Origin of the sequence: Gardnerella vaginalis, from assembly GCF_040427915.1 — a bacterium.
In the GTDB taxonomy this organism is placed as follows: domain Bacteria; phylum Actinomycetota; class Actinomycetes; order Actinomycetales; family Bifidobacteriaceae; genus Bifidobacterium; species Bifidobacterium vaginale_C.
Genome location: NZ_JBETXJ010000002.1, coordinates 840,495 through 866,211 on the forward strand (window position 1 = coordinate 840,495; position 25,717 = coordinate 866,211).

17 protein-coding genes and 1 tRNA gene are annotated in these 25,717 nt (G+C 42.3%); 11 read left to right on the forward strand and 7 right to left on the reverse strand.

The genetic code is table 11. The annotated features are described in order from the left end of the window. The first annotated feature begins 7 nt into the window (after positions 1-7). The 3 genes from pepN to ABVC65_RS03425 all read left to right on the forward strand — a co-directional run bounded on the left by pepN (position 8) and on the right by ABVC65_RS03425 (position 5,480). Complete coding sequence (gene pepN, locus ABVC65_RS03415) at positions 8-2,620, forward strand: aminopeptidase N (RefSeq protein WP_353582597.1); 2,613 nt, start codon at positions 8-10, stop codon at positions 2,618-2,620. Between the two features lie 133 nt (positions 2,621-2,753). Beyond that, positions 2,754-4,334, forward strand: a complete 1,581-nt coding sequence (locus tag ABVC65_RS03420; RefSeq protein ID WP_435528282.1) for an aminopeptidase P family protein — start codon at positions 2,754-2,756, stop codon at positions 4,332-4,334. 249 nt (positions 4,335-4,583) lie between these two features. Further along, on the forward strand, positions 4,584-5,480 hold the full coding sequence (locus ABVC65_RS03425; protein ID WP_353582599.1) for a carbohydrate kinase family protein: 897 nt from the start codon (positions 4,584-4,586) through the stop codon (positions 5,478-5,480). 106 nt (positions 5,481-5,586) lie between these two features. Here the strand turns inward: ABVC65_RS03425 and ABVC65_RS03430 are convergent. Continuing rightward, positions 5,587-5,660, reverse strand: a tRNA-Ile gene (locus ABVC65_RS03430). A 158-nt stretch (positions 5,661-5,818) separates the two neighbouring features. Then, entirely contained in the window at positions 5,819-6,505 is a 687-nt protein-coding gene (locus tag ABVC65_RS03435; RefSeq protein ID WP_353582600.1) for an ECF transporter S component, read from the reverse strand. A gap of 518 nt (positions 6,506-7,023) precedes the next feature. Between ABVC65_RS03435 and ABVC65_RS03440 the strand changes: the two genes are divergently transcribed. After that, entirely contained in the window at positions 7,024-8,478 is a 1,455-nt protein-coding gene (locus tag ABVC65_RS03440) for a bifunctional folylpolyglutamate synthase/dihydrofolate synthase (RefSeq protein ID WP_353582601.1), read from the forward strand. Positions 8,479-8,496: 18 nt separating this feature from the next. On the opposite strand, the gene ABVC65_RS03445 is transcribed toward ABVC65_RS03440, so the two are convergent. Both ABVC65_RS03445 and ABVC65_RS03450 read right to left on the reverse strand, forming a co-directional pair. Then, positions 8,497-10,290, reverse strand: coding sequence for a UDP-N-acetylmuramoyl-L-alanyl-D-glutamate--2,6-diaminopimelate ligase (locus ABVC65_RS03445; RefSeq protein WP_353582602.1), 1,794 nt, complete (start codon positions 10,288-10,290; stop codon positions 8,497-8,499). Positions 10,291-10,311: 21 nt separating this feature from the next. Next, the gene (locus ABVC65_RS03450) at positions 10,312-11,082 is read right to left on the reverse strand and encodes an exonuclease domain-containing protein (RefSeq protein ID WP_353582603.1); all 771 of its coding nucleotides are present in this window, start codon (positions 11,080-11,082) and stop codon (positions 10,312-10,314) included. Between the two features lie 332 nt (positions 11,083-11,414). Between ABVC65_RS03450 and galT the strand changes: the two genes are divergently transcribed. Further along, positions 11,415-12,761 carry a galactose-1-phosphate uridylyltransferase gene (gene galT / locus ABVC65_RS03455; protein WP_353582917.1) on the forward strand — a complete coding sequence of 449 codons (1,347 nt, stop codon included), beginning with the start codon at positions 11,415-11,417 and terminating at the stop codon, positions 12,759-12,761. A gap of 82 nt (positions 12,762-12,843) precedes the next feature. After that, on the forward strand, positions 12,844-14,121 hold the full coding sequence (galK, locus tag ABVC65_RS03460; RefSeq protein WP_353582604.1) for a galactokinase: 1,278 nt from the start codon (positions 12,844-12,846) through the stop codon (positions 14,119-14,121). 203 nt (positions 14,122-14,324) lie between these two features. On the opposite strand, the gene ABVC65_RS03465 is transcribed toward galK, so the two are convergent. After that, complete coding sequence (locus ABVC65_RS03465; RefSeq protein ID WP_020761755.1) at positions 14,325-16,226, reverse strand: DUF4838 domain-containing protein; 1,902 nt, start codon at positions 16,224-16,226, stop codon at positions 14,325-14,327. A 5-nt stretch (positions 16,227-16,231) separates the two neighbouring features. After that, on the reverse strand, positions 16,232-17,548 hold the full coding sequence (locus ABVC65_RS03470) for a PTS sugar transporter subunit IIC (protein WP_004113017.1): 1,317 nt from the start codon (positions 17,546-17,548) through the stop codon (positions 16,232-16,234). A gap of 346 nt (positions 17,549-17,894) precedes the next feature. Between ABVC65_RS03470 and ABVC65_RS03475 the strand changes: the two genes are divergently transcribed. Genes ABVC65_RS03475 through ABVC65_RS03490 form a run of 4 tightly spaced genes read left to right on the forward strand, consistent with a single transcriptional unit; the run spans position 17,895 to position 22,199 of the window. Continuing rightward, complete coding sequence (locus ABVC65_RS03475; RefSeq protein WP_353582605.1) at positions 17,895-19,235, forward strand: extracellular solute-binding protein; 1,341 nt, start codon at positions 17,895-17,897, stop codon at positions 19,233-19,235. After that, positions 19,232-20,185, forward strand: coding sequence for a carbohydrate ABC transporter permease (locus ABVC65_RS03480; protein ID WP_353582606.1), 954 nt, complete (start codon positions 19,232-19,234; stop codon positions 20,183-20,185). Before ABVC65_RS03475 ends, ABVC65_RS03480 begins: the two co-directional genes overlap by 4 nt. Beyond that, on the forward strand, positions 20,182-21,039 hold the full coding sequence (locus tag ABVC65_RS03485) for a carbohydrate ABC transporter permease (RefSeq protein WP_004113011.1): 858 nt from the start codon (positions 20,182-20,184) through the stop codon (positions 21,037-21,039). Before ABVC65_RS03480 ends, ABVC65_RS03485 begins: the two co-directional genes overlap by 4 nt. Positions 21,040-21,086: 47 nt before the next feature. Further along, positions 21,087-22,199 (forward strand): ROK family transcriptional regulator, encoded by a 1,113-nt coding sequence (locus ABVC65_RS03490; protein ID WP_016828784.1) that lies wholly within the window; start codon positions 21,087-21,089, stop codon positions 22,197-22,199. Positions 22,200-22,370: 171 nt separating this feature from the next. Here the strand turns inward: ABVC65_RS03490 and galE are convergent, their stop codons facing one another. After that, positions 22,371-23,381, reverse strand: a complete 1,011-nt coding sequence (gene galE, locus ABVC65_RS03495) for a UDP-glucose 4-epimerase GalE (RefSeq protein WP_004113007.1) — start codon at positions 23,379-23,381, stop codon at positions 22,371-22,373. A 743-nt stretch (positions 23,382-24,124) separates the two neighbouring features. On the opposite strand from galE, the gene ABVC65_RS03500 reads away from it, so the two are divergent. Further along, the gene (locus ABVC65_RS03500; protein ID WP_353582607.1) at positions 24,125-25,381 is read left to right on the forward strand and encodes a hypothetical protein; all 1,257 of its coding nucleotides are present in this window, start codon (positions 24,125-24,127) and stop codon (positions 25,379-25,381) included. Positions 25,382-25,717: the final 336 nt, after the last annotated feature.

Here is a 25,717-nt window from a genome sequence, read left to right on the forward strand (position 1 = left end):
GGTAAATATGCCAGGAGCAAATCTGACTCGCGTAGAAGCAGCGGAACGTTTTAGCGCAATTCAAATGCCAATTCACTACGATGTTGCGCTTGATTTAGGCAAGGGCGGCCGCGATTTTAAGTCGCACACAAAGATTGAGTTTGATGCTAAAGCTGGTGGAACAAGCTTCCTCGATTTGATTGCAAACAGCGTTGAATCCGTTGTGCTCAATGGCGCATCTCTTGATGTTTCTAAAGTTTTTGCAGATAGTCGAATTGAGCTCGTAAATCTGCTTGAGCATAATACTGTAGAAGTTGTAGCAAACTGCCAGTATTCCAACACGGGCGAGGGATTGCACAGAAGCGTGGATCCTTCCGACGGCAACGTTTACCTTTACACTCAGTTCGAGGTTCCAGACGCTCGCCGCGTTTACGCAGTGTTTGACCAGCCAGATTTGAAGGCGGTTTTTGATTTTAGCGTGGATGCTCCAGAAAGCTGGATCGTTACTTCCAACATGCCAGTTAAGAGCGAAACAGCGCTGGAAGGCTGCGAAACTGAAGCAGGCACTTTGGAAAATGGCGCTGTAGAAGGAATGAAGCGCTGGGTGTTTGAGTCAACTCCAAAAATGAGCTCCTACTTAACTGCGATTTGCGCAGGACCTTACGCCGAATGGCACACGTCTTACAACAATGAGGATGGCCGCGTAGTTCCAATGGCAATGTATTGCCGTCAGGCACTTAAAGACGCTTTTGCAAAAGACGTTGACTACTTGTTTGATATTACGAAGAAAGGTTTTGCTTTCTACGCTAAGACTTGGGGAGTGCCATACCCGTACGCAAAGTACGATCAGATTTACGTGCCAGAATATAACGCTGGAGCTATGGAAAACATTGGTATGGTTACAATTCGCGACCAGTACGTGTTTGAATCCAAAGTTACAGACGCATATGCTGAGCGTCGTGTTGTAACAGTTTTGCACGAGCTTGCACACATGTGGTTTGGTGATTACGTAACCATGAAGTGGTGGAATGATTTGTGGCTTAACGAATCCTTCGCAGAATTCACTTCTACTCTTGCAACTGCTGAAGCAACAGAATGGCATGACGCTTGGAGCACTTTCAATTCTGGTGAAAAAAGCTGGGCGCTTAATCAAGATCAGCTTCCAACAACCCACCCAATCGTGGCTCCAATCAACGATTTGAACGACACTTCCGTTAACTTCGACGGCATCACTTACGCAAAGGGAGCTTCCGTATTAAAGCAACTCGTAGCGTACGTTGGTCGCGAAAAGTTCTTTGAAGGAATTCACAATTACTTGAGCAAGCATGCATACAGCAACGCAACTTTGGCTGATTTGTTGCATGAGTTAGAGCTTACAAGCGGACGCGATCTTAAGGCTTGGAGCGCTCAATGGCTTGAAAAGGCTGGAATTAACACGATTTCTACCGAAGTCGAAGAAGCAGCTGACGGTACTATTGCTTCTTTGCGTTTGCGCCAGAGCGCGCCAGTTGAGCATCCTGTTTTGCGCGCACACCGTTTGGCTGTTGGATTCTACAATGTAGATGAAGTAACTGGCGAAATTAAGCGCACAAAGCGAATCGAACTAGATGTTGACGGCGAAGTGACGGAAGTGGCGGAAGCATGCGGCGAAAAAATGCCTGCGCTTATTCTTGTAAACGACGACGATTTAACGTACACAAAATTGCGTTTTGACGCAAAGTCGCTTGAGTTTGCTGCCGAAAACTTGTATCGTTTCAAGGATTCTTTGACTCGCTCGCTTATTTGGCTTGCATTGTGGGATATGACTCGCGACGCAGAATTCCCAGCAGAACGCTTTGTGGAACTTAGCCTTAAAGCTTTGGCAACTGAGCGCGAATCAACTACTTTCCGCTATGCTCTTGGTCAAGTAAAGGTAACTGCAAGCCACTACGTGGTGCCTGAGCGTCAAGCAGAAGTCGCAAAGCATGTAGCTCACGAACTTTGGCAGTTGGCTTTGGCAGCTTCTGCAGGTTCTGACGAGCAATTCCAGTTGCTCAAGGCTTATCTTGGCTACGGCGAAGTTGGAGATGCTGAGTTTGTGCGCGTAGCTAACGGATTACTTGACGGTTCCGTGAGTTTGGAAGGCTTGGAAATCGACAACGACTTGCGCTGGAGCATTCTTATTGCGCTCGCAGGCGTGAACGCTTTGGACGAAGCTGGAATTGACGCGGAACTTAAAAAGCGCGATACTACCGAGAATCGCGAATACGCTTACCAAGCTCGTGCGGCTCGATCAACTGCAGAAGCTAAGGATTGGGCTTTTGAACAGGCTTTGCGTAATCTCAATTTGACTAATATGCAAATGGGTGCTGTGGTTGCTGGCTTTGCAAGCACAGCTAAAGGCGATTTGGTTAAGCCTTATGTTGAGCGCTACTTTGCTGAAGTTGAGTGGATTTGGAAGAATCGCACATTCCACATGGCTGAAGCTTTGATTGAAGGCTTGTATCCAAATTATGCGGATGTAGACGAATTAGTTGAGCGCGGACAGCGCTGGCTTGATGAGCATAAGGATGCGGATCAAGCTTTGCGTCGTATGGTGCTCGGCAAGCTTGATTCTTCTCGCCGTACGCTTAAGGTGCAGCATTACAACGCTTCGCTTTAGTTTTGCGTAATCAAATAGCAGTTTTCAATGTACATTCCTAATAAGAAAATAGGGAAATGTAGATTGAATCTAAGTTGATTAAAGATTAGGTTGATTAAAGATTAATTCAAGGAGTCGCAAGATGGCAGAAGATATGCATCAATCAACGCCAACAATACATGGTGAGCAACTAAACGCGGATGGTACGCAGAAAGCGCAAGACCGCGTAAACAATCGATCTTTGCGCCCAAACAGCGATTCCTTTAAAGAGTTTATGACTAGTGGCTGGGATAACCAGGAGCCACAAATCGAACCGCTTGAGTCCTCAAAGTACACGCCAGCACGCTTAGAAGCGCTTGGCAAGAGATTCCCAGGCGAGCGCCTTGTTATCCCAGCAGGTCAGCCAAAAGTACGCAATAACGATTGCGACTACGCTTTTAGACCAGACACAACTTTCGCATACTACACTGGCTTGGGTCAGGATTACGAAGCTGGCGCTGTGCTTGTGCTTGAGCCGGTGCAAGCAGGCAGTAACGAGGAAGCGGCTGGCAAAACTCACGTTCCGCAGCTTTTTGTGGCTCCTCGCGCAGACAATAGCACTGATGCGTTCTACAAAGACCCGCACTACGGTGAATACTGGGTTGGTCCTCGCGCAGGACTTAAAGAGCTTAAGGCTATGACTGGTATCGATACGCGCGATATTGCCGAGCTTGACGACGCGCTTGCAAAAAACGTTAGCGACGATAATAGCTCTGCCGAAAGCGTGCGTGTGCGAATTGTGCGCGAGTCAGATGCTGATTTAACAGCGCGTGTAGATGCTTTAAGAGAAGCGAGCGGATTTAGCGACGAAGATGCAAATATTGCTGCAGACGATAAGTTGCATGAAGTAGCAGCCGAAGCTCGTATGCTCAAAGACGCTTACGAGATTGGCGAAATGCGCAAAGCTGTTGCTGCTACAAAGTTAGGCTTTGATCGCATGCTTACGCGTTTACCTCAAGCTTTAGGCAAAGAACATTCTGAACGCATGATTGAAGGCGCTTTTAACTCCGTTGCTCGAGAAGTCGGAAACGAGGTTGGCTACGATACGATTGTTGCTTCTGGAAAGCACGCTCCAATTTTGCATTGGATGCGCAACACGGGCGTGGTTTCTAGCGGCGAGCTTTTGCTTATTGATGCAGGCGTAGAAGTCAACAGCCTTTACACGGCAGACATTACGCGAACTTTCCCAACAAACGGCAAGTTTACAGATTTGCAAAAGAAGCTTTACCAGTGCGTTCTCGACGCTCAGCAAGCTGGTTTTGAGGCGGCTAAGCCAGGCGCCACTTACAGCGATATTCACCACGCTTGCATGCGCGTGCTTGCAGAGCATTTGCATGAGTGGGGTATTCTAAAGGTTAGCGTTGAAGAATCGCTTTCTCCGCAAGGTCAGCAGCATCGTCGTTGGCATGCGTGTGGTGTTGCTCACCACTTGGGTCTAGATGTTCACGATTGCGCTCAAGCTCGCTACGAGGCGTATCAGGGTGCGAAAATTACTCCAGGAATGATTTTCACAATCGAGCCTGGCTTGTACTTTGCTGCCAATGATCTTATGCTTCCGCCAGAAATGCGCGGAATTGGAATCCGCATTGAAGACGATGTTTTGATGACGGAGAATGGCCCTGAATGGCTTTCTATCGATATTCCTAAGCAGATTGATGATGTAGAGGCTTGGATGGCTCAGCGCGCGGCAAAGTAACGTGCAATAGGGCGACTTTTTTCTATGCGATTAGTGCCACTTTTCTTATAATTTCGGCGGAAAAGTGGCAACTAACCGTTGAGTTTTAAAGTTCAAAATCCTAAAGACCCAATTTATCTAATCTTAACGCAATAATGTTGTTATATCGCTTTGTTATAACAACATTATTTTATTATCGGCGTGCTGCGGGTAAAAATGTTGAATCAACAAGTTGTAGCCAAAATCATTGATGCTCTTGAAAGGAATATAATGACTAAGCCAATCGTTCTTTCGCTTGGAGAACTACTGTGGGATTTGCTTCCACAAGGAAAACGAGTTGGAGGTGCTCCAGCCAACTTTGCGTATCACGCGCAATGCAATGGAGCAGAAAGCTATGTTATTAGTGCGGTTGGAGAAGATTCTCTCGGTGATGAACTTGTTGAAGAAGTTAAAAAAGCAGGGATTAAGCATGTTATTCAGCGCAATGCTTGGCCAACTAGCACAGTAGATGTGGAACTTAAAAATGGCATTCCAGAATACACGATTGTGCGAAACATTGCGTGGGACCATATTGTTTATACGCGCGAACTTGTAGATCTTGTTAGCAAAGCAGACGCGATTTGCTTTGGTACTCTTAGCTTAAGATCGCAAGAAACGCACGACACTGTTTTGGAGCTTTTAAAGCACGCTAAGCCAAACGCAATGAAGTTCTTTGACATTAACATTCGTAGCGATCATTATTCAAAAGATTTAATTGATGCTCTGCTCAAAGAGGCTACTGTTTTTAAGCTTAACGATTCTGAGCTGCTTCTTCTTAGAGACATGTTCAATATTCGCGAAACTTCAGACAATGAGGCTTGCAAATGGTTCCAAGCTCGCTATGGCTTGGATTATGTGATTTTGACTGGCGGATCTACTTTTAGCACAATCTTTACTAAGACGGGAGAAAGCTCCACATATCCGACCCCTCATGTGGAAGTTAATGACACGGTTGGTGCTGGCGATTCGTTCTCTGGTACTTTTACTGCAAGGATTTTGGCTGGCGATTCGCTTAAAGACGCGCATCGTGCTGCAATCAACACTGCTGCGTACGTTTGCACTCAAGCAGGAGCATGGCCAGAATATCCGAGCGAAATCCCAGACTATCTTTCTAAAGCAGGACTGTAGTCTGTAAGAATATAAACAAAAAGCTTCAACTTGTAAGATGAATTAGGTAATTCCTAGAATCAAACGAGTTGAAGCTTTTTTATACGCCATTAAGGCGATTATCTAGTGGGGCCTCAGGGGCTTGAACCCTGGACCGGCGGATTATGAGTCCGCTGCTCTAACCGACTGAGCTAAAGCCCCACGCTAACAAAGTCAGCAACGACTAGATTAGCACACACCCATAAACGTTTAACACGCTATGCAAACACTATTCATATACAATTCGTATTGCAATGCATACTTATGTGCTCTGCTAGTCTAGTCGCTAGTTTAGTCGCCAGCTGTTTTAGCTCGAATAATTATGCTACTGTAGCTTGTCCTCTTCCAGAAGCGAAATTACTCAAAGCTCCAGTCTTACGAACTGCAACGAACAAAATCCAAGGAATAATTCCAGCAATCACAATACCGCTTATAAACTCACAAATCATGTGAATTGTTAGATAATTTACAGACTTACCTTGGTAGATTACGAACATCAAATAAATACCATATTCAATAGCTGTAAGACCACCAGCAATAACGCTTAAGGTAAGGTTATACTTCTTATATTTGGCAATCGCAAAAGGAATTTCGCTAAACACAGCTTGTAAAGCGGCAGAAGCAAGAACCATAAATGCGGAGAATTGTTGACCAAGAATATTTTCGAATACAGCACCAAGAACATTAACATAAATCGCAGCACCAGGCTTACGAATTAAAAGAAGAGCAAGAGGACCAGACATATACCAAACGCCGTGCAAAATGCTTCCAAAACCAGGTAAAATCGTTCGCAAAATAGGTGAAATCTGGGAGAAGAACACAATAGTAAAGCCCCAGTAGATTACACCAAACAAAGCAGCTAAAGCAGCTCCAAGTGATATATCTGCCACTCGCCAGCGAAGACTGCTAATTATTGTAGGCGTAACTTCTTCTTGATTCTGAGCCTTGTCTGTTATAGGCGTGCTGGATTGCGTGTAATTTGATTCATTATTGAAAATATCACTCATAATAGTCCCTTAACTACTAGACGCTGCGTATTGTAATTTCTTTAAAATCGTCTCTTGACCTACGCAGCCTGGGCGGAAACGACATCGAGTACTCTACCATTTAGTTTCCACTAACACGCCTTTTTGAATAATTTTTTGTATGATTTGTAACATTTTTTACTATTGCAGAAATTTATAACGCGTTATAAAGTCGCTTACGCAACGCCAAGCAAGGAATATCGCTCGCGTTGCAAATGTCTCGTGAGCGAGACAAATCTAACGAATTTGAGCCAAAAAACGTTACAAATGTCTCATCAATGATGCAAATATAACAAAAAACAGCCAAAAACTGTTACATATGTCTCACGAGTGAGACAAATCTAACGAATCTGTAGTGCACTTCTACTTCGACACGCCGTAAAGCAGGAACAAAAACACTACAGTTACTAATCTAGATAGTTGGAAAAATGAGCATAAGAATGTCGCATATAACGAACACAGCGTATGGCGAGAGTTAAATCAGGGGGAGTGCAAACAAAATGTCTATGGAACATCCAAATAGTAACGGCGAGCGCATTATTGACGTTGAGCGTGATATTATGCGACGCGCTCCAGAGCATAATAAGACGAATCTTGATTTAGACAGAATGCGCCTAATCCTTGATATTTTGGGACATCCAGAGCAATCGATGCACGTAATTCACATTACTGGCACCAATGGCAAGGGATCCACGGCTCGCATGGCGGAGGCGATTTGCCGCGCGTACGGTTTGCGCACAGGTCTTTACACTTCTCCGCATTTGCAACGTGTAAATGAGCGAATCATGATTGATGGCGAGGAAATTAGCGACGACCATTTCGTTGACGTGTATGATCAAATGAAAGACATTATAGACATGGTTGACGCTCGCATGGACGCTGATGGCAAGCCGCGCATGAGCTTTTTTGAAGTTCTTACAGCTATGGCGATTTGGGCTTTTGCTGACGCTCCTGTGGATGTTGCCGTGATGGAAGTTGGCATGGGTGGCGAATGGGACGCCACTAATGTTATGAATGCTGATGCTGCGATTATTGGTCCTGTAGACATGGATCACATGCAATGGCTTGGAAATACGGTTGAAGAAATTGCGCGCACAAAAGCGGGCATTATTAAGCCAAATTGCACTGTGATTTTGGGGCCGCAGCCACACGAATCGCAAGTTTTGCCGATTATTCAAGAGGTGGCAAATCGCAATAATGCCAAGCTTTTACGCGACTTTAGTGACGGCAGTGGCGAGCTAGAGGTTATTTCGCGCACTCCAGCTGTTGGCGGTCAAGTTGCCACTTTGCGCACGCCTAATGGCACTTATGAAGATGTGCCGATTGACAAGTTTGGTGTGCATCAGTCGCATAATGCTTTGGCGGCGCTTGCTGCTGCGGAGGTTGTTCTGCCTGTAAATGGCGCTTTGGATGGCGATTTGGTTGCCGAGGCTTTGAGCCAAGTTAAGGTTCCTGGGCGCATTGAGCAAGTGCGCACTTCTCCGACAATTATTATTGACGGCGGCCACAATGTTAATGCTGCTGAGTCGCTTCGTAAAACAATCGAGGAGAATTATAATTTTGAGCAGCTTATTGGTGTTGTGGCAATGATGGCAGATAAGCAAGTTGAAGAATACTTGGGTGTTCTTGAGCCGATTTTAACGAAGATTATTGTTACTCGTAACTCTTGGCGTGATCGCGTTATGGATCCAGAAGATTTGGAGAAGATTGCGGTTAACGTATTTGGCAGAGATCGAGTGATTCGCGTTGACGATCTTCCAGACGCTATTCAAGAAGCTGTGAATCTTGTTGACGAAGACGATGAGCTTGGAGTTGGATACGGACATGGAGTGTTGATTTGCGGCAGTTTTGTTACAGCTGGCGACGCTCGAAATATGCTTATTGAGCGCGTTAATCCAGACTTGAAGAAGCCTAAGGATCAGCGCGCTAATATTCATCCAAACATTGCGAATTGACTTTAGCTAAAGAGGTGCTTAGCTAAATAAGCGTTTAATAATAAACGAATCTCCTTCGTAAGGAACATGCTTGTTGTGCACCTTTATCCAGCGTTCGTCGCCCTTTCCGATAGCAAGTATTATGTTGAGTCTGTTGTTCTCTCTAGCATCTTTTCTTGCTTCTTCAACACTGTACTCAATAGCTTCAGCTCTGTTTATAATAATTCGCGATTCAACGTTTGGATTGGTTACGCAAGATTGCATGTATTTGCAAATGTCCATTTCGTCTTCAACATTTGTGTCTTCTTGAGTGAACACAAATTGGTTGATTCGATCTTGTGCAGCTTGAACTATTTCTTTTCTCCTGTCAACGGCTTTGTCTCCCGTGGATCCTGTTACAAGCGTGATTCTAAGATCATTGTTACCGTATTTGTCGTATACGAAGTCGACAACAGATTTTGTGGAAATGTAGTTGTGTGCGTAATCCACTATGGCAACTGTATTGGATTTTGTGTCTTTAAAGACTTCCATTCGCCCCGATATTTGAACGTTTTCTATAGCATGTAGGGCTTTTTGATCTGTGTTTTCATTTATGCCTAATGCGTTTGCGATTGCGATTGCTGCAGTGGCGTTTTCGTAGTTAAAGTCGCCTGCGATTTTTAGATTGAATTTGTCTATAGTTGTGTAATTAGGTACGAATTGTTTTTTGTTTTTCTTGCTTTCGTTGTCTAAAACAGCAACATAATGTTCTTGCGCGTCTGATGAAACTGGCATTGCTACATATTTTGTCCAAATAAGTTCTGGGTATTTTTCGCTCTTTTCGTAAGGGTGAATGTCTGAATGATCGCTGCATGCTGGGCAGTTGCAGATGTTTTCGCCCATTTCTTCTTTTCGTACTCTTGAAAATGTTGTGACGTCCACGTATTCGTTTTGTGCGTCTTGGAGTATTAAGTCTGCGTGAGCGCAGTCTGCATTGAGTATAAGCGCGTCAGTGTTTTTTACGATTTGGCGTTTGCAATACAGGTAGTCTTCAAAAGTTGGGTGTTCTATTGGGCTTATGTGGTCTGGGCTTATGTTTAGGAATGCTGCCACATTAAAGTGTAGTCCGTATACTCGCTCTACTTTGTATGCTTGTGATGAAACTTCCATGACTAGGTATTTCATACCGTTTTTTACGGCTTGGCTCATCATGCGGAATGCGTCTAGGCTTTCTGGTGTAGTCAAATTAGATTCAACATATGTTTTTCCATCTAAGCAATTGTCAACGGAGGAGAATAAGGCTGCTTTGCCTTCAGAATGTTCGTTTAAAATTGCATGAGTGAAGTAAGCTGTTGTTGTTTTTCCCTTTGTTCCCGTAATTCCAATAACTCTAAGTCTTTCTTGTGGGTTTCCAAAGAATTCTGATGAAAGCAAGCTCATTGCTTTACGAACGTCTGTTACTATAAGTCCTACTGCATTGGTGTAATCCGCGTAACTTTGCTCGGCAACGTATGTAGTTAAGCCATTTTTATCAGCGTCTTTAAGATATTCTGGCTTAAAATTGCCTTTAATGAACAGAAGAGTGTTTTTCTTAATATCTCGTGAATCGTATGTTATGTGGTTGTATGTTTTTTTGTAGTTTTTAAAATCGTCCGCGTTCATAGACCAGATTTCGTTGCGAATATGCACGAAATCGTTGTTTTCTATGTTGTTTTCTGTGCAGTTGTTTTGTTCGTCTGAGTGTTCAGTATTGGTCTGTGGGAGTTTTTGGATAATTTCTCGTAGAAGTCTGTAATTTTTTAAAATTGTGCTTGCGTCTAGCATGTTTAGATGAAGATTTGTTTTTTCGCTCATTTTGTTCCTCTTGATTTTGAATTATAGCCAGTTTCCGCTGCTAGCTGGTTTTCCTTTGGATTTTAGCCATTCGTCGAAGCTGTTTTTCCACTTTGCATACGCTTTGCGTTGCCATGTCATTAAATCGCATAATTCAAGATTCGCAACATTTTCATGCAATTCGCTTATAGGCTTAATCAAGTCCACTGCTGCTACAGTGTCTGCTGTTGCGTCGTGAAAGTCTCCGATTGGCTCTACTCCGTAGAATTGTGTTGTATGCGTAAGTGTTCGCTTGCCTGTGCGCTTAGAAACAGCGCGGTCTATAACTAATGGGTCTACTACAAGAATTTCTCCATCGTTGATTGTGCTATTCGGGCGATTGTTCAGGCTTGTTAAATCCCATTTTTTTAAATCATGCCTTAGCATTTCAACGTCGAAAGGAGCGTTGTATGCAAGCAGTGGAATATTTTTGCTCTGCGCGAGGCTTACCGCCGCAGCCAATGCTTCGATTTCCGCCGTTGGTTCCCCACCGTTTTCTTGTAGGAACTCGTCCGTAAATCCGTTGACTTGGCTTGCTTTTGGATTAATTGGCTTGTGCGGGTTTATTAACCAGGTTGCTATCACGTCATTGTGAGTCTTATTTTGTGGGTTTCTGAGCACAAGAGTTGCTGAACAAATGGAGTCTTCGCCGAGAATTGCGCCCGTTGTTTCTGTGTCGAAACCGAGCAGGAAGGATTGGCTGAGCGGCGTTTTTTCGCTTTGCTGCTGTGTCTCGTTTAGCGCTTCCATAAGCTCGTTAATGTTGTTTGGCATAGTCTTAATCGTAGAATGCGCTGCAGACCCTGAGTTTGTGTTAGTAAATGGTGGATTGTTATTTTTTGTAATGTTGCGTCTATGAGTTATTTAGTGCGAATTTTTGCAAAATATGTAATAAAATGCCCTCAAAGTACACAATTATATGATAGAATAGCATCAAGAACGCTCGTTATGTTACAAAAAGTAACATTTTCTGAGAGTTGAGATGTGCTTTTTGTTTAGGAGTCGTTGTGGATTTACCTTTGCAAAAGCAAAGAAACAAAATAATAAATACAAAATAACAAAATAGCAAAAGATTTAAAATCAAAAGGACAAAGGTGTATATGAACATGGACATCAATGACGGACTTAATGACGCACTTGGCGACGGACTTAACGACGTTCAAAATCATCAGAATGCTGCTGATAATAATAATGGCGAATATTCTTATAATTCTTATAAGTCATATAAGCCAGGAGAGTATGCTCGCAATCATATTCGCATTACTGCAACGAAATTGTCTGACGGTCGTGACTTTTTCTATCTTGATGATAGCCCAGATTATGTTAGCGGTCTTAAAACGCGCGAATTGAAAGATCCTCGAAAATTAGCGTATAGGTTTGCCTCGCATATTGATGCGGATGGTAATGAAGTGCAGTATGCAGCTCCGCAAATGCGTCAAGATCCTCTTACTGGAGACTGGATTCCTATGTCTACAGCGCGCATGAATAGACCAATCACTGCTGGCCCTGGAGCGCTTACTAAGGGCAATCCGCTTGCCGCTCGCAAACCTGGTTCTGCATATCAAGATGGGGAAGTTCCAGACACTGATTACGATGTTGTGGTTTTTGAAAATCGTTTTCCATCCATGGTTCAAGTTCCTGGTGTAAGCCGTGAACCTCATTATCTTAATGGCAATCCACTATGGAAACAGGCTCCTGCAGCTGGGCGTTGTGAAGTGATTTGCTTCGGACCAGACGAAAATATGTTACCGGCTCAATTGCCAGTATCTCGTTTGCGAACTGTAGTAGAGGCGTGGGCTTTTAGAACGGCTGAAATTAGCCAGATTGATGGCATTGAACAAATATTCCCATTTGAAAATCATGGTGCAGAAATTGGCGTTACTTTAGCTCATCCTCATGGTCAGGTTTATTCTTATCCGTTTATTGCGCCTAGACTTGAGCAAGAATTGCGACATACTCAAGCTTATTTTGAACGCACTGGCAGTAATTTGTTGAAAGATTTAATGCTTTCGGAGATTGATAATGCTTCGCGCATTGTAATGAGAAATCACAGTTGGGTGGCATATGTTCCAGCCGCAGCGCGCTGGCCACTAGAGGTGCATGTTGCTCCAGTTAGAGATGTTCTTTCTTTGGATCAGCTTGATGACCAAGAGCGTTGGGATTTGGCACAAATGTATTCAACATTATTGCGTCGCGGAAACGCATTCTTCGATAAGGGAGATGGATTGGGAATGGATCTTCCATATATTGCAGCATGGCATCAAGCCCCATTGCATGACCCTCGTCGTGAAAATTATCGTCTTAATTTGCAATTCTTCTCATTCCGCAGAGATGTTAACAAAATCAAGTATTTGGCTGGATCTGAGTCTGGTATGGCTGCGTGGGTTTCAGATACTACGCCAGAACTTATTGCACAACGATTCCATGAACTCGGTGCGGTTGATTTAGACTAGTTAGACTAGTTAGGCTAATGTTATTAACTATATTAGTAATATTAAATGTTATTATGATTTGTGAGTACAAAGGAGTGCTATTATGCCAGTATCATTTATTGAAGCAGTGAAGAATGATGATGGTGCCAGACAAGCAACATCACTATTCAGCGAGACTTTTGGCGAATATTGCAGAATGCGTTTGCAAGATAATGGTGGAGTATGGGCAAGCCCTGGACGAGTAAACATTATTGGTGAACACACGGATTATAACGAAGGATTATGCTTGCCTATCGCTCTTCCGCATCGCACTTTTGTTGCGTTGCATCCTAGAAGAGACACAAAAGTTAGAGTAGTTTCAAGCGTTAACCCTATGTCAATCGAACAAGCGGATCTTGATCATCTACATGCTGGAGATGTAAAAGGTTGGGCGGCATACGCTATTGGGGTAGCGTGGGCATTGCGTAAAGCAGGCTACTTAAAGGTACGTGGTTTTGATGCTGCGTTTGTTTCATGCGTTCCGCTTGGATCAGGCTTAAGTTCTTCTGCAGCAATGACATGTTCTATTGCGCTCGCTTTAAGTGATGCATTTGACTTAGGATTATCGGATTCGGATGTTGGGCGTGTGCAGCTTATTCATGCGGCGATTATGGCAGAGAATGAAATGGCTGGAGCTTCAACTGGAGGCTTGGATCAAAATGCTTCTTTGCGATGTGTTGAGGGCAATGCGCTTCTGTTGGACTGCAAGAAAGATTTGACGCCATTACAAAGCGTGAGCCAGCAGCCGTTTGATTTGGCGGCGAATAATCTAGAACTACTGGTTGTAGATACTTGCGCTCCTCATCAGCTTAATGATGGTCAATATGCTGCTCGTCGAATGATGTGTCAAGAGGCTGCTCAAGCGCTTAATGTGTCATCTTTGCGTGCTGTTGCTGATTCTATTTCTAATAGTGGGGATTTACAGCAGACTTTACAAGATACTCTTAATCGAGTGCAGAAGCTTGGTGGCGAAACAATGATGAGAAGAGTGCGTCATGTTGTTACGGAAATAAATCGCGTTCGAGAGTTTGTTGAGGCTTTCCATAAAACAGACATTACTCTTGCGGGAGAATTGATGAACCAGTCACATAATTCATTAAGAGATGATTATGAGGTTACTGTTCCAGAACTCGATACTGCTGTTGATGTGGCTCGCAATGAGGGAGCTTATGGCGCTCGCATGACTGGCGGCGGATTTGGTGGCTCCATTATTGCTTTAGTTGATACTAATAGGGCTAAGCCGATTGCTCAGGCTATTGCTGATGAGTTTGCAAAACGTGGTTTTGCTGCTCCGCGCGCTCTTTCGGCTGTACCGTCGTCAAGTGGTGAGCGAATTTTGTAGTATCTGCCTTAAATGGCGTATGCCTTAAGTAGTATCGCCTTAAGTATTGTGTATAAATATTGTGCATAAATAGCATATAACGTATAAACAAATAATATATAAACAAAATGTGCCTTTGAAAGTCTCTACTTGTTTTTCAACCTGTAGAAACAATCAAAGGCACTTCTTAATGGTAATTTATTGATCTTTTGGATTATTTTTGATTAAAGCTTGAATCCAGCGTAGTTTTTAGCTACTTCGATTACTCTGTAAACATCAAGATTCGGTTGAATATTGTTTTCTTCCCTTCTAATAAAATCAAGGAATTCGTACCAATATTGTTGGGCTTGTTCGTTGTGTCCGCAAGAAATTTCTCGCAATGCTTGGGAAAGTTTCTTAACGTATTCACGATGCCAAGAGAGAAGCAACCATTCGTCAGCAATGTGTCCAGTTTCATTACTTATCTGTTTAGAAATAGTCGTTACCATTGAGTCCGCTAGGCAAGCAATGGCATTGAACTGTTCACTTTGCTTTAGATTAATTCTTTCACCAATGGCGTTGAAATAATCGCATGAAGAAAGGTAAGAAACGGTTTGCAGCCAATCTACAGCAGTTTTCCAACTATTGCCATACAGTGATGCAAAGTATTCTTGCTTTATATCATCGTAAGTGCGCGTATTGTTCCACAGCATGGATCCCATAACATAATTAGGGAAATTATGTGGGAATCCTGCTCGAAGCTCTTGGCAAGAAATGTAGCCATCTAATCCTAACTTACTAAGATGTGCAATATCGCGGTAAATAGTTGAACTTATAGCCATGTATCCTAAATCGCCATAATGTGCTCGTCCGAGTGGATAATCGTACACAAATCCATCTCCTTGGAATGCTTTTTTCCAAGAAAACAGGTAGCTTAGATTTTCTTCTAGCGAGTTCGGCATAACTGTATTGTTGCGATTATAGGCTTCAGTTTGTGGAATACCATTCTTGTAGTCAACGTCTGCGTAACTTTTTTCAAACGTTCTACTAATTGGCGCAAACATCATGGTAAAACGTTCTGGATTAGCAATTTTCGCATGCTCTGGCGCAAACAGTAATTCGTGGTAAAGCAAGAAGCAAATATGAGTATCCAAACCTTTTTCCGTAAGTTTTTTGTCAAGTGCGTTAAGAAAATCAACGTACTGATCGGAAGGGAATGTCTTTTTGCATTCTTCACATTCACAAATATTGTTGCAAGCGTCAGAAAGCCATACGTGCAGATAATCTACGTCTGAATGTTCTTGAGCATACGATACAACAATATCAACAAGTTGCTTAGTTACTTCTGGATTTGCAAAATCCAGACTCGTTAATATTGGAGCGCCGTTAAACAGTTCTCGTTTCCCTGCAATTTCGGCTACTAGTGGTTTCTTGTCTTCTGGAAGACTAACGCCTGACTCCCAGCCGTATTTTGAGGAGTATCCTAGAACTTCACCAGTCCAACCGTGTCCAACTCTATGCTGAACAATACCGCGCTTTTGCATTGCTTCATCAACAGAATCACTCATTTTTTGCGCAATATCAATGCTGAATGGCTCTTTCTCTTGATACGGATTAAACTCGTGCTCATACCAACGTTTGAGGAATGGGTAAGGGTTTTCAAATTGTATAAAGAAGCTATTCATGCCAATTTTAGGAAGCCAATCAATGAAATCGACTATGTTCTCAATCTTGTCGGCTCCTTCGATGCATACACCTCTATGAGCAAAACTTGCCGTTTCATCAAGTTGAATATTCGCCTTTTCAAAGTCTTCTTCGCTAAGAGAAGGTAGTATTTCGTTGCTTCTGCCTGGTCTTAGGAATCTTGCTCCGAACTCGTAAGCAAACCTGTAAACGGCAATTAATAGTGCTACATCTGTATTAGTGTGAATTGAGATTTTTGCGCTAGTTACTTTCAAGCTAAAAGCATCTTTTAGATTCGCACGTTGCTTCTGCTCGTCGGATAAAAGCTTGAAATCTGCCTCTTCTAGTGTGCTTGCAGGCGTTATTTTCATGCCAAACATTCTTTTGCAGAGGCGTTCCATCTCATTGTAAATAAATTCACCAGTATTAGGATTAGCTTGAACATATAGTGTCTTAGACAACATGTTAATTAATCCTCCTTAGAAGTAGCGCTGTTCTTGCTATCCATTAAATCCTTTTCAGCCTTAGAATGAGCTGCGTCTGCTGCCTTGAAGAATGGGAAGTAGATTATAAAGGATAGTACTACAAGCAGTGCTTGTAATACAGCACCTTGCCAGCTTCCTGTAGCAAGGAATCCGCCGATGATTGGTGGAGTCGTCCATGGTAGTGCGACACCAGTGGTGTAAGGAACTAATCCTGTTGCCATAGCGCCGTATGTTACTACAGCATTGATGATAGGCGTAAAGATGAATGGGAAGATCATAATAGGATTGAGAACAGTTGGGAAGCTGAAGAGGATAGCAGTGTTGATGTTGAACAATGCTGGTATGCCTGAAATGCGACCCAATGTTTTGTATTCGCGGCTCCTTGAGAAGAAGAGAAGGCAGAGCGCAAGACCGATTGTTGCTCCGCCGCCACCCATGTACACGAACAAATCCATGAACGGTGCAGTGATGATGTTAGGAAGCGCGTGACCAGCTTGCAAAGCAATACGATTGGCGTCGGCTTGCTGAAGCCAGATTGGGTTCATAACAGAACCAACAACTTGACCGCCGTTTACGCCGCAGAACCAGAATACGGAGTTGAGGAGTACAGCAACGAATGTTCCTGGAAGTGTTGCACCAATAAGAGCTAATGGAGTTCCAACTATAATAGCGAGAAGATTATTGAGGCTGCCAATTCCTGTGACTTGCAAAACTTTTGTCACTATTGCAAATAGAACAATTATTACTGTTCCTGGCACGAGTGCTGCAAACGAATGTCCAACAGCTTCTGGAACGCTTTTTGGCATTTTAATTGTGAATTTACGTTGAATAAACTGGCGATATATTTCTGCGGTTATGAAGGCTATAACAATTGCTGTAAATAAACCTTTTCCGCCAATAAGTCCGTAAGGAATGCCGTTTGCTCCTTCTTTACTTGCGATTGGTGGAGTTACGAGAAGGAATGCGCCGATTGCAAGAACTCCTGCAGAAGGTCCGTCTGTTTTGTATGATTCTGCAAGTCTGTATGAAATTCCAAATGCGGTTGCTAGACCGATTAATCCAAAGGAATTGTTTGCCATAGTGCTAAGTAAAGCATCTAATTCGCCGTGTGTGTGAAGCCATTTGGTCCACGCTTCAATAGGGAAGCTTCCAATTAATGTGAAAATGGAACCAATAAGTACAAGAGGCATTGCCATCAGCACGCCTTCACGCAATGCTTTCAAATGCCGTTGTGCTGCGACTTTTTCGCCAAACGGCGCAAGTTTATTGGACAAAAAATCCATCATTGTATTTCTAGCCATTTTTATCCTTTGTTTGTTGTTCATCAATGAACTTTTTGTTTGGCTTATGTTATGTATAGGGTTCTTCACTGAACATATTTAGTTCGCTTTACTTTCTAATTATTGGTTAAAAAATAAAGTATATCTATCATCGCATTTAAATTATCAAAAATCAAACTTTGTCGTCGAATCGTTTTAATTCCAACAGTTATGAGCGTGTCGCTCTTTGTCTTATAAACTATTTGATTCATTTTTTGCATGTATTTTACAAAATTTAATAAGTGCGGAAATCGTACTTATGAAGGTGTAGAATAGTAATACGGCTTAAGCAATGGTGCGAAGCCAAATATGTTTTCAAGGAGCGCGCATGAGACGAATATACGGAAAGTGTACTGCTTATGCGGTTATTACGCTAGCAATGGCAATAATGCTTAGTGGATGCTCTATAGGAGCGCCAACAAGCAGCGTATCTTCCCAATCCTCATCCAAAAATGGCATAACAGTGTGGGTTATGCAAGACGATTTTACAAAAGAAACACTTAACGCAATCAACAAACAGTTTGAAGCACAAACAGGCGTGCGAGTACATGTACAAGTTCAGCCCTGGGACGGTATTTCTACAAAACTTACAACTGCATTATCTACATCTCGTCCGCCAGATGTTGTTGATATTGGTAATACAAAAATAGCGGATTTTGCAGCAAGTGGAGGATTACTAGATATAACAGAACACGAAAAAATGCTTTCACAAGGTAAACGTTGGCTTAAAGGATTACGAGAGCCAGCTATTTATAAAGATAAGCTGTATGCTGTCCCAGCATTTGCAGCATCTAGAGTTGTTATTTACAACAAACGCATATGGTCTTCAGCTGGAATAACAAATCAGCCAACAACTTTTACTCAGCTGATTTCTGCACTTAACACAATAAAACAAGCTCACAAAAATGAAGCGGATTTTAGTGCAATGTATCTTCCAGGACAGAATTGGTTTGCTGGAATGCAATTTGTTTGGGATTGTGGTGGAAGCTTAGCTTCATCCAATGGAATGCAATGGCATTCGTCTGCAATAAGTAAGAAAACCTTACAAGGACTTAAAAAATGGGCAGATTTTCAAAACGCGTTCTCAACAGAAGCATCAAGATCTGCTGAAATAAATAATCCTGATCAAGCGCAAATACTAGCTCAACAAAAAGCTTCAGCAGTATTGACAAATAGTGCAGCTGTTACAAAGGCAATCTCAATTAATCCATCTCTTTCTAGAAAAGATTTTGCCACATTTCCAATGCCAAGCGTAAAGGGTAAGGGTATACAACCTTCCGTTCTTGCTGGTTCAGACTGGGCAATACCGTCTAGAAGTAGCAACGTTGCGTTGGCATTAAAATGGATACGCATTGCCGCAAGCCCTTTAATTCAGCGTAAGTGGATCGTGGAACACGATGGTTGGCTTCCTAATAGTATTGACTTGTTGGATGAATATTTACATTCTCGCGATTTAGACGAGGTGCAAAAAGGATTCTTCGAAACAGCTAGAGTATCTCAATCAACTCCTGCAGCTCCTGGATGGTCAACTATCGAAGCAGATGGTTCTCTCAAAGAATTATTCGCTTCATCTGCTATGTCTGCAAAATCTGTTTTGCAAGCAGCACGCGTATTCCATGACCATGCACAAGAGATTTTCTCTCATAATCAGGTTGGTGGTGACTTATGAGGCTCCTAAAAGTCAGCAAAAATTATAGTAGTAAATCTGCTAGTAAATCTGCCAGTAAAAGTGCTAATAAAATAGTTCCAGCTCTAATGCTACTTCCAGCTTGCATATTACTTATGGTGTTGGTTATTTTGCCTCTACTTATGCTTGTTGTAGCATCTCTTAGCAATTTTAATGCTAGATCGTTGTTCACTGGAGAATTTGAGTTCGTTGGTATTCAGCAATATTTAACTCTTTTTGCAGACAAAGGATTCTACTATTCTCTAGGAATCACAATTGCTTTTGCTGCATTTCTCGTTATTACTAGCGTGCTTATAGGGATGTGGGTTGCGCAAACCATGTTTAAACAATCTGCAGTAGTAAGGGTGATTATGTCTATTGTTCTTGTAGCTGCATGGGCAATGCCTAATGTTGCTGCTGCATTAGTGTTTAAATGGATGTTTCAACCTGGTTATGGAGTAGTAGGTTGGCTGTTGACTCAGTTAAAAATTTTTGGCAATATTCGCAATCTTTCGTGGACTAGTAACACGAATTTAGCTTTTTGCTGTATTGGATTAATAATCGTATGGCAGGCTGTTCCATATATTGCTATTACCTTATATGCTGCACAAAAGCAGATTGCTACTGAATATGCTGAGGCTGCGGCAGTTGACGGAGCTTCAAAAACGCGTATATATTGGCAAATTACAGTACCTATGTTGGCTCCACAATTAACGGCTATAACCATACTTTCTTGCATATGGGATTTCAACGTATTTAATCAAATATGGTTACTTACTCAGGGTGGTCCTCGTGAATCTACTGCAACCGTTGGAGTTTTTACATATAAGAAAGCATTTATTAATTTTTCTATTGGACAAGGCTCTGCAATAAGCGTGGTAACTACTCTGATACTCTTTTTTGCCACGGTTTACTATATTCGACGACTTCTAAAGAATGGTGATGAGTTATGAAGATAGTTACCTTATTGGATTTGCTTCGTAGGCGTGTTACATTGAATAAAATTATTAACACTTTGCTTGCTTTTGTGTTTATTATTGTATGGATTTTCCCCGTGTATTGGATGTGTGTTACGGCATTTTCACCTCGAAACGAAGTTCTACAATCCAAGCCAACTTTGTTACCGAGTCACTGGTCGTTTGAACATATGCATGATGCTTTTTCTTCTGATTCAATGCTTTCATATGCTTGCAATAGTCTGTTGGTAACAGTGTTGAGTGTAGTTATTGCGGTTATTGTAGCGTTTTTGGCTTGTGCTGCTTTAACTATGCACGCGTTTGCTGGCAGAAAGCTTATTATGGCTGCTGTGATTGTTGTGCAAATGATTCCAGCAACAGCAATTCTTATACCACAATTCATTGTTTTCAATCGTTTTGGAATGCTTGATACTTACGTTGGTTTAGTTTTGGCTTATGTTACTGCTGTGCTTCCAGTGGCAATTTGGAATTTGCGAGGATTTTTCTTAGCTATGCCAATGTCTATTTTTGAATCAGCTCGTGTTGAAGGTGCTAGTGAATGGCAAATTTTGTGGAGGATTACATTTCCCCTTGCAGCTCCAGGGATTATCGCAACATCAGTATTTGCTTGTATTCACGCATGGAATGATTATTTAATCGCGTATACTTTTATGAAAACTCAAGAAAAATACACTCTTCCTGTATGGTTGGCGTCATTTGCTACACCTTCAGGAGTTGATGTTGGTGCTCAGATGGCTGCATCTCTGATTTTCTCTGTACCAGTGATTGTTTTCTTCTTGATTATTCAACATGGTCTTACGTTTGGTTCTATGCAAGGCGCAATAAAATGATGAAAATAAATAATTACCTAGTGTGGGAATCTTAGGAGAAACAAAGAATGAAAGACTCTGATGATTCGCGTAATAGATTGATCTCATTTACGCCAGAAGATATTCGTAAGAAGAATCGTTGTAATGTTTTAAATCTTCTTTACTCAAATTATATTCTTTCGAGATCTGATGTGGCAAAATTAACTGGTATATCTAAATCGTCTGCATCCGCAGTGGTAGAATCCTTGATTTCCGACGGTCTTGTAAAAGAAGGCAAAACAAAGTCTGCAACGTGCCCTGGTAAGCCTGCAGTTTTATTGCATTTATGCGAGAATTCTAGGCAAATAATAGTTGTTGATATTGCTGGAGAGAATACGATTGTTGGAGCTATAACAAATCTTGTTGGAAATGTTATAGAGCGTATTCAAACTCCGATCCGTTTAGATGACAAGCTTTCTGTAGATGATATTGTGTCTTTAATCGTTGATTTGCGTAAAAAGACTACGGCACCACTATTGGGAATTGGTATCTCATCTCCTGGAGTTATTGACGATGAAGGGAAAATTCTGTCAGCACCTCATCTAGGTTGGAAAAATGTTACACTGGCGGATGATTTGCGAAAAATATTTAATGTTCCAGTTCGTGTTGATAATAATGCTAATGCTGCAGCCTTGGGAGAAAAACAACTTGCTAATGGATCGAGTAATTTAATATACATACAAATCGCTCGTGGTGTTGGTGCGGGAACGCTGATTTCCAATAAGATTGTTGACGGCGGAAAATTTACTGCAGGCGAAATTGGACATGTTGTTGTTGATGAAGATGGTCTCTTATGTCGTTGTGGTAAACGAGGATGTTTGGAAACGCTTATATCGATTCCGCGTTTGCAACAGCGTATTGCGGATGCTCCATCGGAAAAAGATAGGATTATTACTCAGGCTGGAACTTCTTTGGGTAAGATATTAGCCATTCCTATAGCTATGAATGGTATTGAAGATGTGGTAGTAAATGGTGATAGCAGTATTATTAACGATACTTTTATTGCTAATATGCAGTTTGCGATTAACAGCAGGATTGATAGCAAGCTATTTGGGGCTGTAAGAGTGCGATTCCCAGCTTTAAAACAAGATGCGTCATTGCTTGGAGAAAGTGTAGCTGTTATGCGAAGCGAACTTTGTTAATTACTGGCTGGTTGGCAATAATGCAAATTTAAATAATTATAAATAATAATGTAAATAGCTCCTTCGTTTATAAACATATGTTGTGATTTAGATTCATATGTTGCGTTTTACGAAGGAGCTATTTTGTTTATGTGTCTTTGTTTATGCGTCTTTATTTTTATGTATCTTGTTTTAGTCTTGCTGCTTCCAAGTATCAACGTCAATATGATGTTCTGGATTTGCTTGCCAAGCTTTCCATGCAGATTCAACTATGTCTTGCACGTTGTATTTTGCATGCCATCCCATTTCTTCGTTGATTCGCTTCGGGCTGCCAATTAGCTGAGGTGGGTCGCCAGCTCTACGATCTAGAATTGCCTCTTTAAATGGCAATTTCGTAACTTTGCGAATCTCTTCAACAATCTGGCGCACTGATGTGCCTTTTCCAGTACCAACGTTAAACGCATCGTACTTGCGCTCGTCGCGATCCAAGTATGATAATGCAGCAATGTGTGCATCTGCAAGATCGGAAACATGAATGTAGTCGCGAATGCAAGTGCCGTCTGGAGTAGGGTAGTCGCTGCCAAAAATTGCAGGCGCTTTGCCTTTCTGTAAACGTTCAAGAAGCATAGGAATAAGGTTCAGTATAGCTGGATCTTCTAGCTCAACAGGTCCGCAGCCTGCAACGTTAAAGTAGCGTAGGGCGCAGAAGCGAATGCCGTATGGTTTTTCACATGCTCGTGCCATCCATTCGCCGAAGAGCTTTGTTTGACCATATGGGTTAATTGGAAGCATTGGCACAACGTCTTCTGGAACAACCTCTACAGGAGGCTCGCCGTATGTTGCAGCACTAGACGAGAACACGAGTTTTTTTGCTCCACTTTGTCGCATAGCTTCTAAAACATTAAGCATGCCGTTTATATTCTGCTGATAGTACCAAAGAGGCTTTTCTACAGATTCCCCAACCTGCTTGCGCGCTGCAAAGTGAATAACGGAGTCAACATTTTCATCCTTCATGATTTGTGCAAGTCGCGCACCAGCGTCTGGAGAAGATATATCCATTCCATAAAGTCGCGCGCCTTCGATACGAGTTGGTTTGCCATAGCTAAGGTCATCCACTACGACGACGTTTTGCTTGGCTTGATGTAGTGCGTGAACAACGTGTGCGCCAATGTACCCGCATCCACCTGTTACAAGGACTGTCATTTTGAAGCCTTTCTTGCATGTTTTACGCAAAAGTATTGCATAAGATTTGTTATACGAACTTGGTTGTATAAGGTCGCTATATATAAGGCAAAAAATCATCATATAAAGCAAAAGCTGAAATAGAAAGATTGAAAAACATACAGATTGTGATACGCACATTTTCCATCAGTTCTGTGTTCATTTTTGCTCATATATGTTATCTTTTGTGATTTTAGTATACAACACTTGCTCGAGAATTTGTACTTTTACAGCAAATTTTTAAAAGCGTGTGTGAATCTAGTTGTGCGCGATTGTATTGTAGCGTGGTGTTGGTGGGGTGTTGGTTTGACGTCGGTTTGGCGTGGTATCGGCGTGTTGCGTGTGTGATGTGTGTGGAATGTTGATTTTTCAATGGTTTTATAGTGTTAGTGTTCTTGCTTGAGTAGTTTCCTGAGAAAAGTCTGGGAAAATTCTTTAAAAACCTTGAAACAATGTGTTTTTACGGTTTTATTAGTGTTAATCCACAAATATTATGGTGAAAATAGTTTTTATTGTGGATTAGTTTGTGTGTAACATTATTTTTTTCTGTTTGTTTTGTGTGGTTGCCTCTTGACTTTTTTAAACGGGGGGGGGGTATGTTAATAACAGCTGCTAGCTAGATGCTCTAGATGGTGGTTATCCACAATGTTTCGGAAATGTTGTTGGATTTTTAATGTTTTCTCTTCGCGTGTTTTACGTGGAGGAGAAGAAGAAAGGAAATTAAAATGATGAATAAGAAGGCTATCGCCGCTTTCGCTGCTGGCGCAACTTTGCTTGCCGGCTTCGCAATGGCAACCCCAGCAATGGCTGAAGAGACTCCAGTAGTTTACGTGAGTGTTGCTAAGGCTAAGACTGCTGCAGCTTACGAAGCTTACACTAAGGCTAAGGCTGTTTATGACGGTATGACTGTAACCCCTAAGCCAGCAGAGCCTCTGTCTGTCGTTAAAGTTTACATCAATACGACTCCAGATCCTAAGACTGGTTTAATTGCTCTTGCACATGGTGCTACAACAGATAGTGTTGTATACAAGTTGTATGTAGCGGCTCAGGATTATGTTAAGGCTTTCAATGCTAATGTTACAGAAACTAAGGCTAAGAATGCTAAGGCTGCTGAGGTTCAGGATCTTTTGAATAAGTATCTTGCTGCTAAGGCTGCTGAAGCTAATGCTGTTGCAGATCCAGTAGAGCCAACTTTGGCGGAGAAGCAGAAGAAGGCTATTGCTGATGTTTATACTGCTAAGCAGAAGGTTGATCAAACTAAGAATGATTTCGCTCATACTCATGAGACTTTTGTTGATGCTGCTAAGAAGTTGAAGGCTGCTAAGGCTGAGCTTGCGGAAGCTCAGGCTAAGTTGGATGCTGCTTTGGCTGCTGTGGAAGATTTCAAGGCTTCTGGTGTTAAGGATGATGCAAAGCTTGAGCGTCTTGTGACTGCTTACAATCGTGCTGTGGCTCATGTGAAGCGAGTTAATGATATTGTTCTTGCTGCCAAGAGCAAAGCTTACGGAGAAGCTCAGGAAGCTAACGATAAGGCTCAGGGTGCTTATAATAAGGCTGTTGAGGCTTACAAGGCTGCTTATAATCATGCTGTTGAGTTGAATGTGAATCCTGATCTTCTTCCAAAGATCACGCTTGTAGATCCAGCTTCTGATGCTTTCCCAGAGCTTTCTGAGGCTAAGAAGATTTATGATGATGCTTTGAGTGGTAAGTTTGGTGCTGCTGCTCAGAAGGCTGTTCAGAAGGCTGAAGCTAAGGCTAAGGCTGAGGCTGGTAAGAATGCTCCAGCTGCTGCTGCAAATGGTGCTGCTGCTCCAGCCGCTGCTGGTAAGGCTGCTGCTAAGGGTGAGCTTGCTAAGGGTGGCAATGGTCATGGTAAGGCTGGCGAGAAGCTTGGTAATGCTGGTGTTGGTGTTGCTTTGACTGCTTTGGCTGCTTCTATGCTTGCTGGTATGGGTGCTGCTGTTCGCAAGATGCGTCACTAAACTAAAAGCACGTTAAGTGTTATCGGTGAGCGTGCTGCGTATTTTTCAGTGCGCTCACTTCTATGATTTTGCTCTCAGCTGTGGTAGTTTTCTTTGATTTCTGTCGCAAGTTTTCTTACAGGATTGCATTACTGGTTTTTACTGTTTTGCTTAATTTCCTTTTTTCGCAGTGGATTCTGGTGATGCTGGTTTTGTGAGTTGACTGTTGAGGGTAATTAGCAGTGCTGTTTTTGCTAGGGACAGTAATAGTGCTGTGATTATTAAGGGCTTGGAGATAGATGCTACTAGGGGCGTCAACTCTCCGAGCCTTTTTGTTTTCTTTAAATCTTTTATTTT

Bases quoted from the DNA above. Each gene is read 5' to 3' on its own strand.
- pepN (WP_353582597.1), top strand. From the start codon at position 8: ATGCCAGGAGCAAATCTGACTCGCGTAGAAGCAGCGGAACGTTTTAGC.
- ABVC65_RS03420 (WP_435528282.1), top strand. From the start codon at position 2,754: ATGCATCAATCAACGCCAACAATACATGGTGAGCAACTAAACGCGGAT.
- ABVC65_RS03425 (WP_353582599.1), top strand. From the start codon at position 4,584: ATGACTAAGCCAATCGTTCTTTCGCTTGGAGAACTACTGTGGGATTTG.
- ABVC65_RS03435 (WP_353582600.1), bottom strand. From the start codon at position 6,505: ATGAGTGATATTTTCAATAATGAATCAAATTACACGCAATCCAGCACG.
- ABVC65_RS03440 (WP_353582601.1), top strand. From the start codon at position 7,024: ATGTCTATGGAACATCCAAATAGTAACGGCGAGCGCATTATTGACGTT.
- ABVC65_RS03445 (WP_353582602.1), bottom strand. From the start codon at position 10,290: ATGAGCGAAAAAACAAATCTTCATCTAAACATGCTAGACGCAAGCACA.
- ABVC65_RS03450 (WP_353582603.1), bottom strand. From the start codon at position 11,082: ATGCCAAACAACATTAACGAGCTTATGGAAGCGCTAAACGAGACACAG.
- galT (WP_353582917.1), top strand. From the start codon at position 11,415: ATGGACATCAATGACGGACTTAATGACGCACTTGGCGACGGACTTAAC.
- galK (WP_353582604.1), top strand. From the start codon at position 12,844: ATGCCAGTATCATTTATTGAAGCAGTGAAGAATGATGATGGTGCCAGA.
- ABVC65_RS03465 (WP_020761755.1), bottom strand. From the start codon at position 16,226: ATGTTGTCTAAGACACTATATGTTCAAGCTAATCCTAATACTGGTGAA.
- ABVC65_RS03470 (WP_004113017.1), bottom strand. From the start codon at position 17,548: ATGGCTAGAAATACAATGATGGATTTTTTGTCCAATAAACTTGCGCCG.
- ABVC65_RS03475 (WP_353582605.1), top strand. From the start codon at position 17,895: ATGAGACGAATATACGGAAAGTGTACTGCTTATGCGGTTATTACGCTA.
- ABVC65_RS03480 (WP_353582606.1), top strand. From the start codon at position 19,232: ATGAGGCTCCTAAAAGTCAGCAAAAATTATAGTAGTAAATCTGCTAGT.
- ABVC65_RS03485 (WP_004113011.1), top strand. From the start codon at position 20,182: ATGAAGATAGTTACCTTATTGGATTTGCTTCGTAGGCGTGTTACATTG.
- ABVC65_RS03490 (WP_016828784.1), top strand. From the start codon at position 21,087: ATGAAAGACTCTGATGATTCGCGTAATAGATTGATCTCATTTACGCCA.
- galE (WP_004113007.1), bottom strand. From the start codon at position 23,381: ATGACAGTCCTTGTAACAGGTGGATGCGGGTACATTGGCGCACACGTT.
- ABVC65_RS03500 (WP_353582607.1), top strand. From the start codon at position 24,125: ATGATGAATAAGAAGGCTATCGCCGCTTTCGCTGCTGGCGCAACTTTG.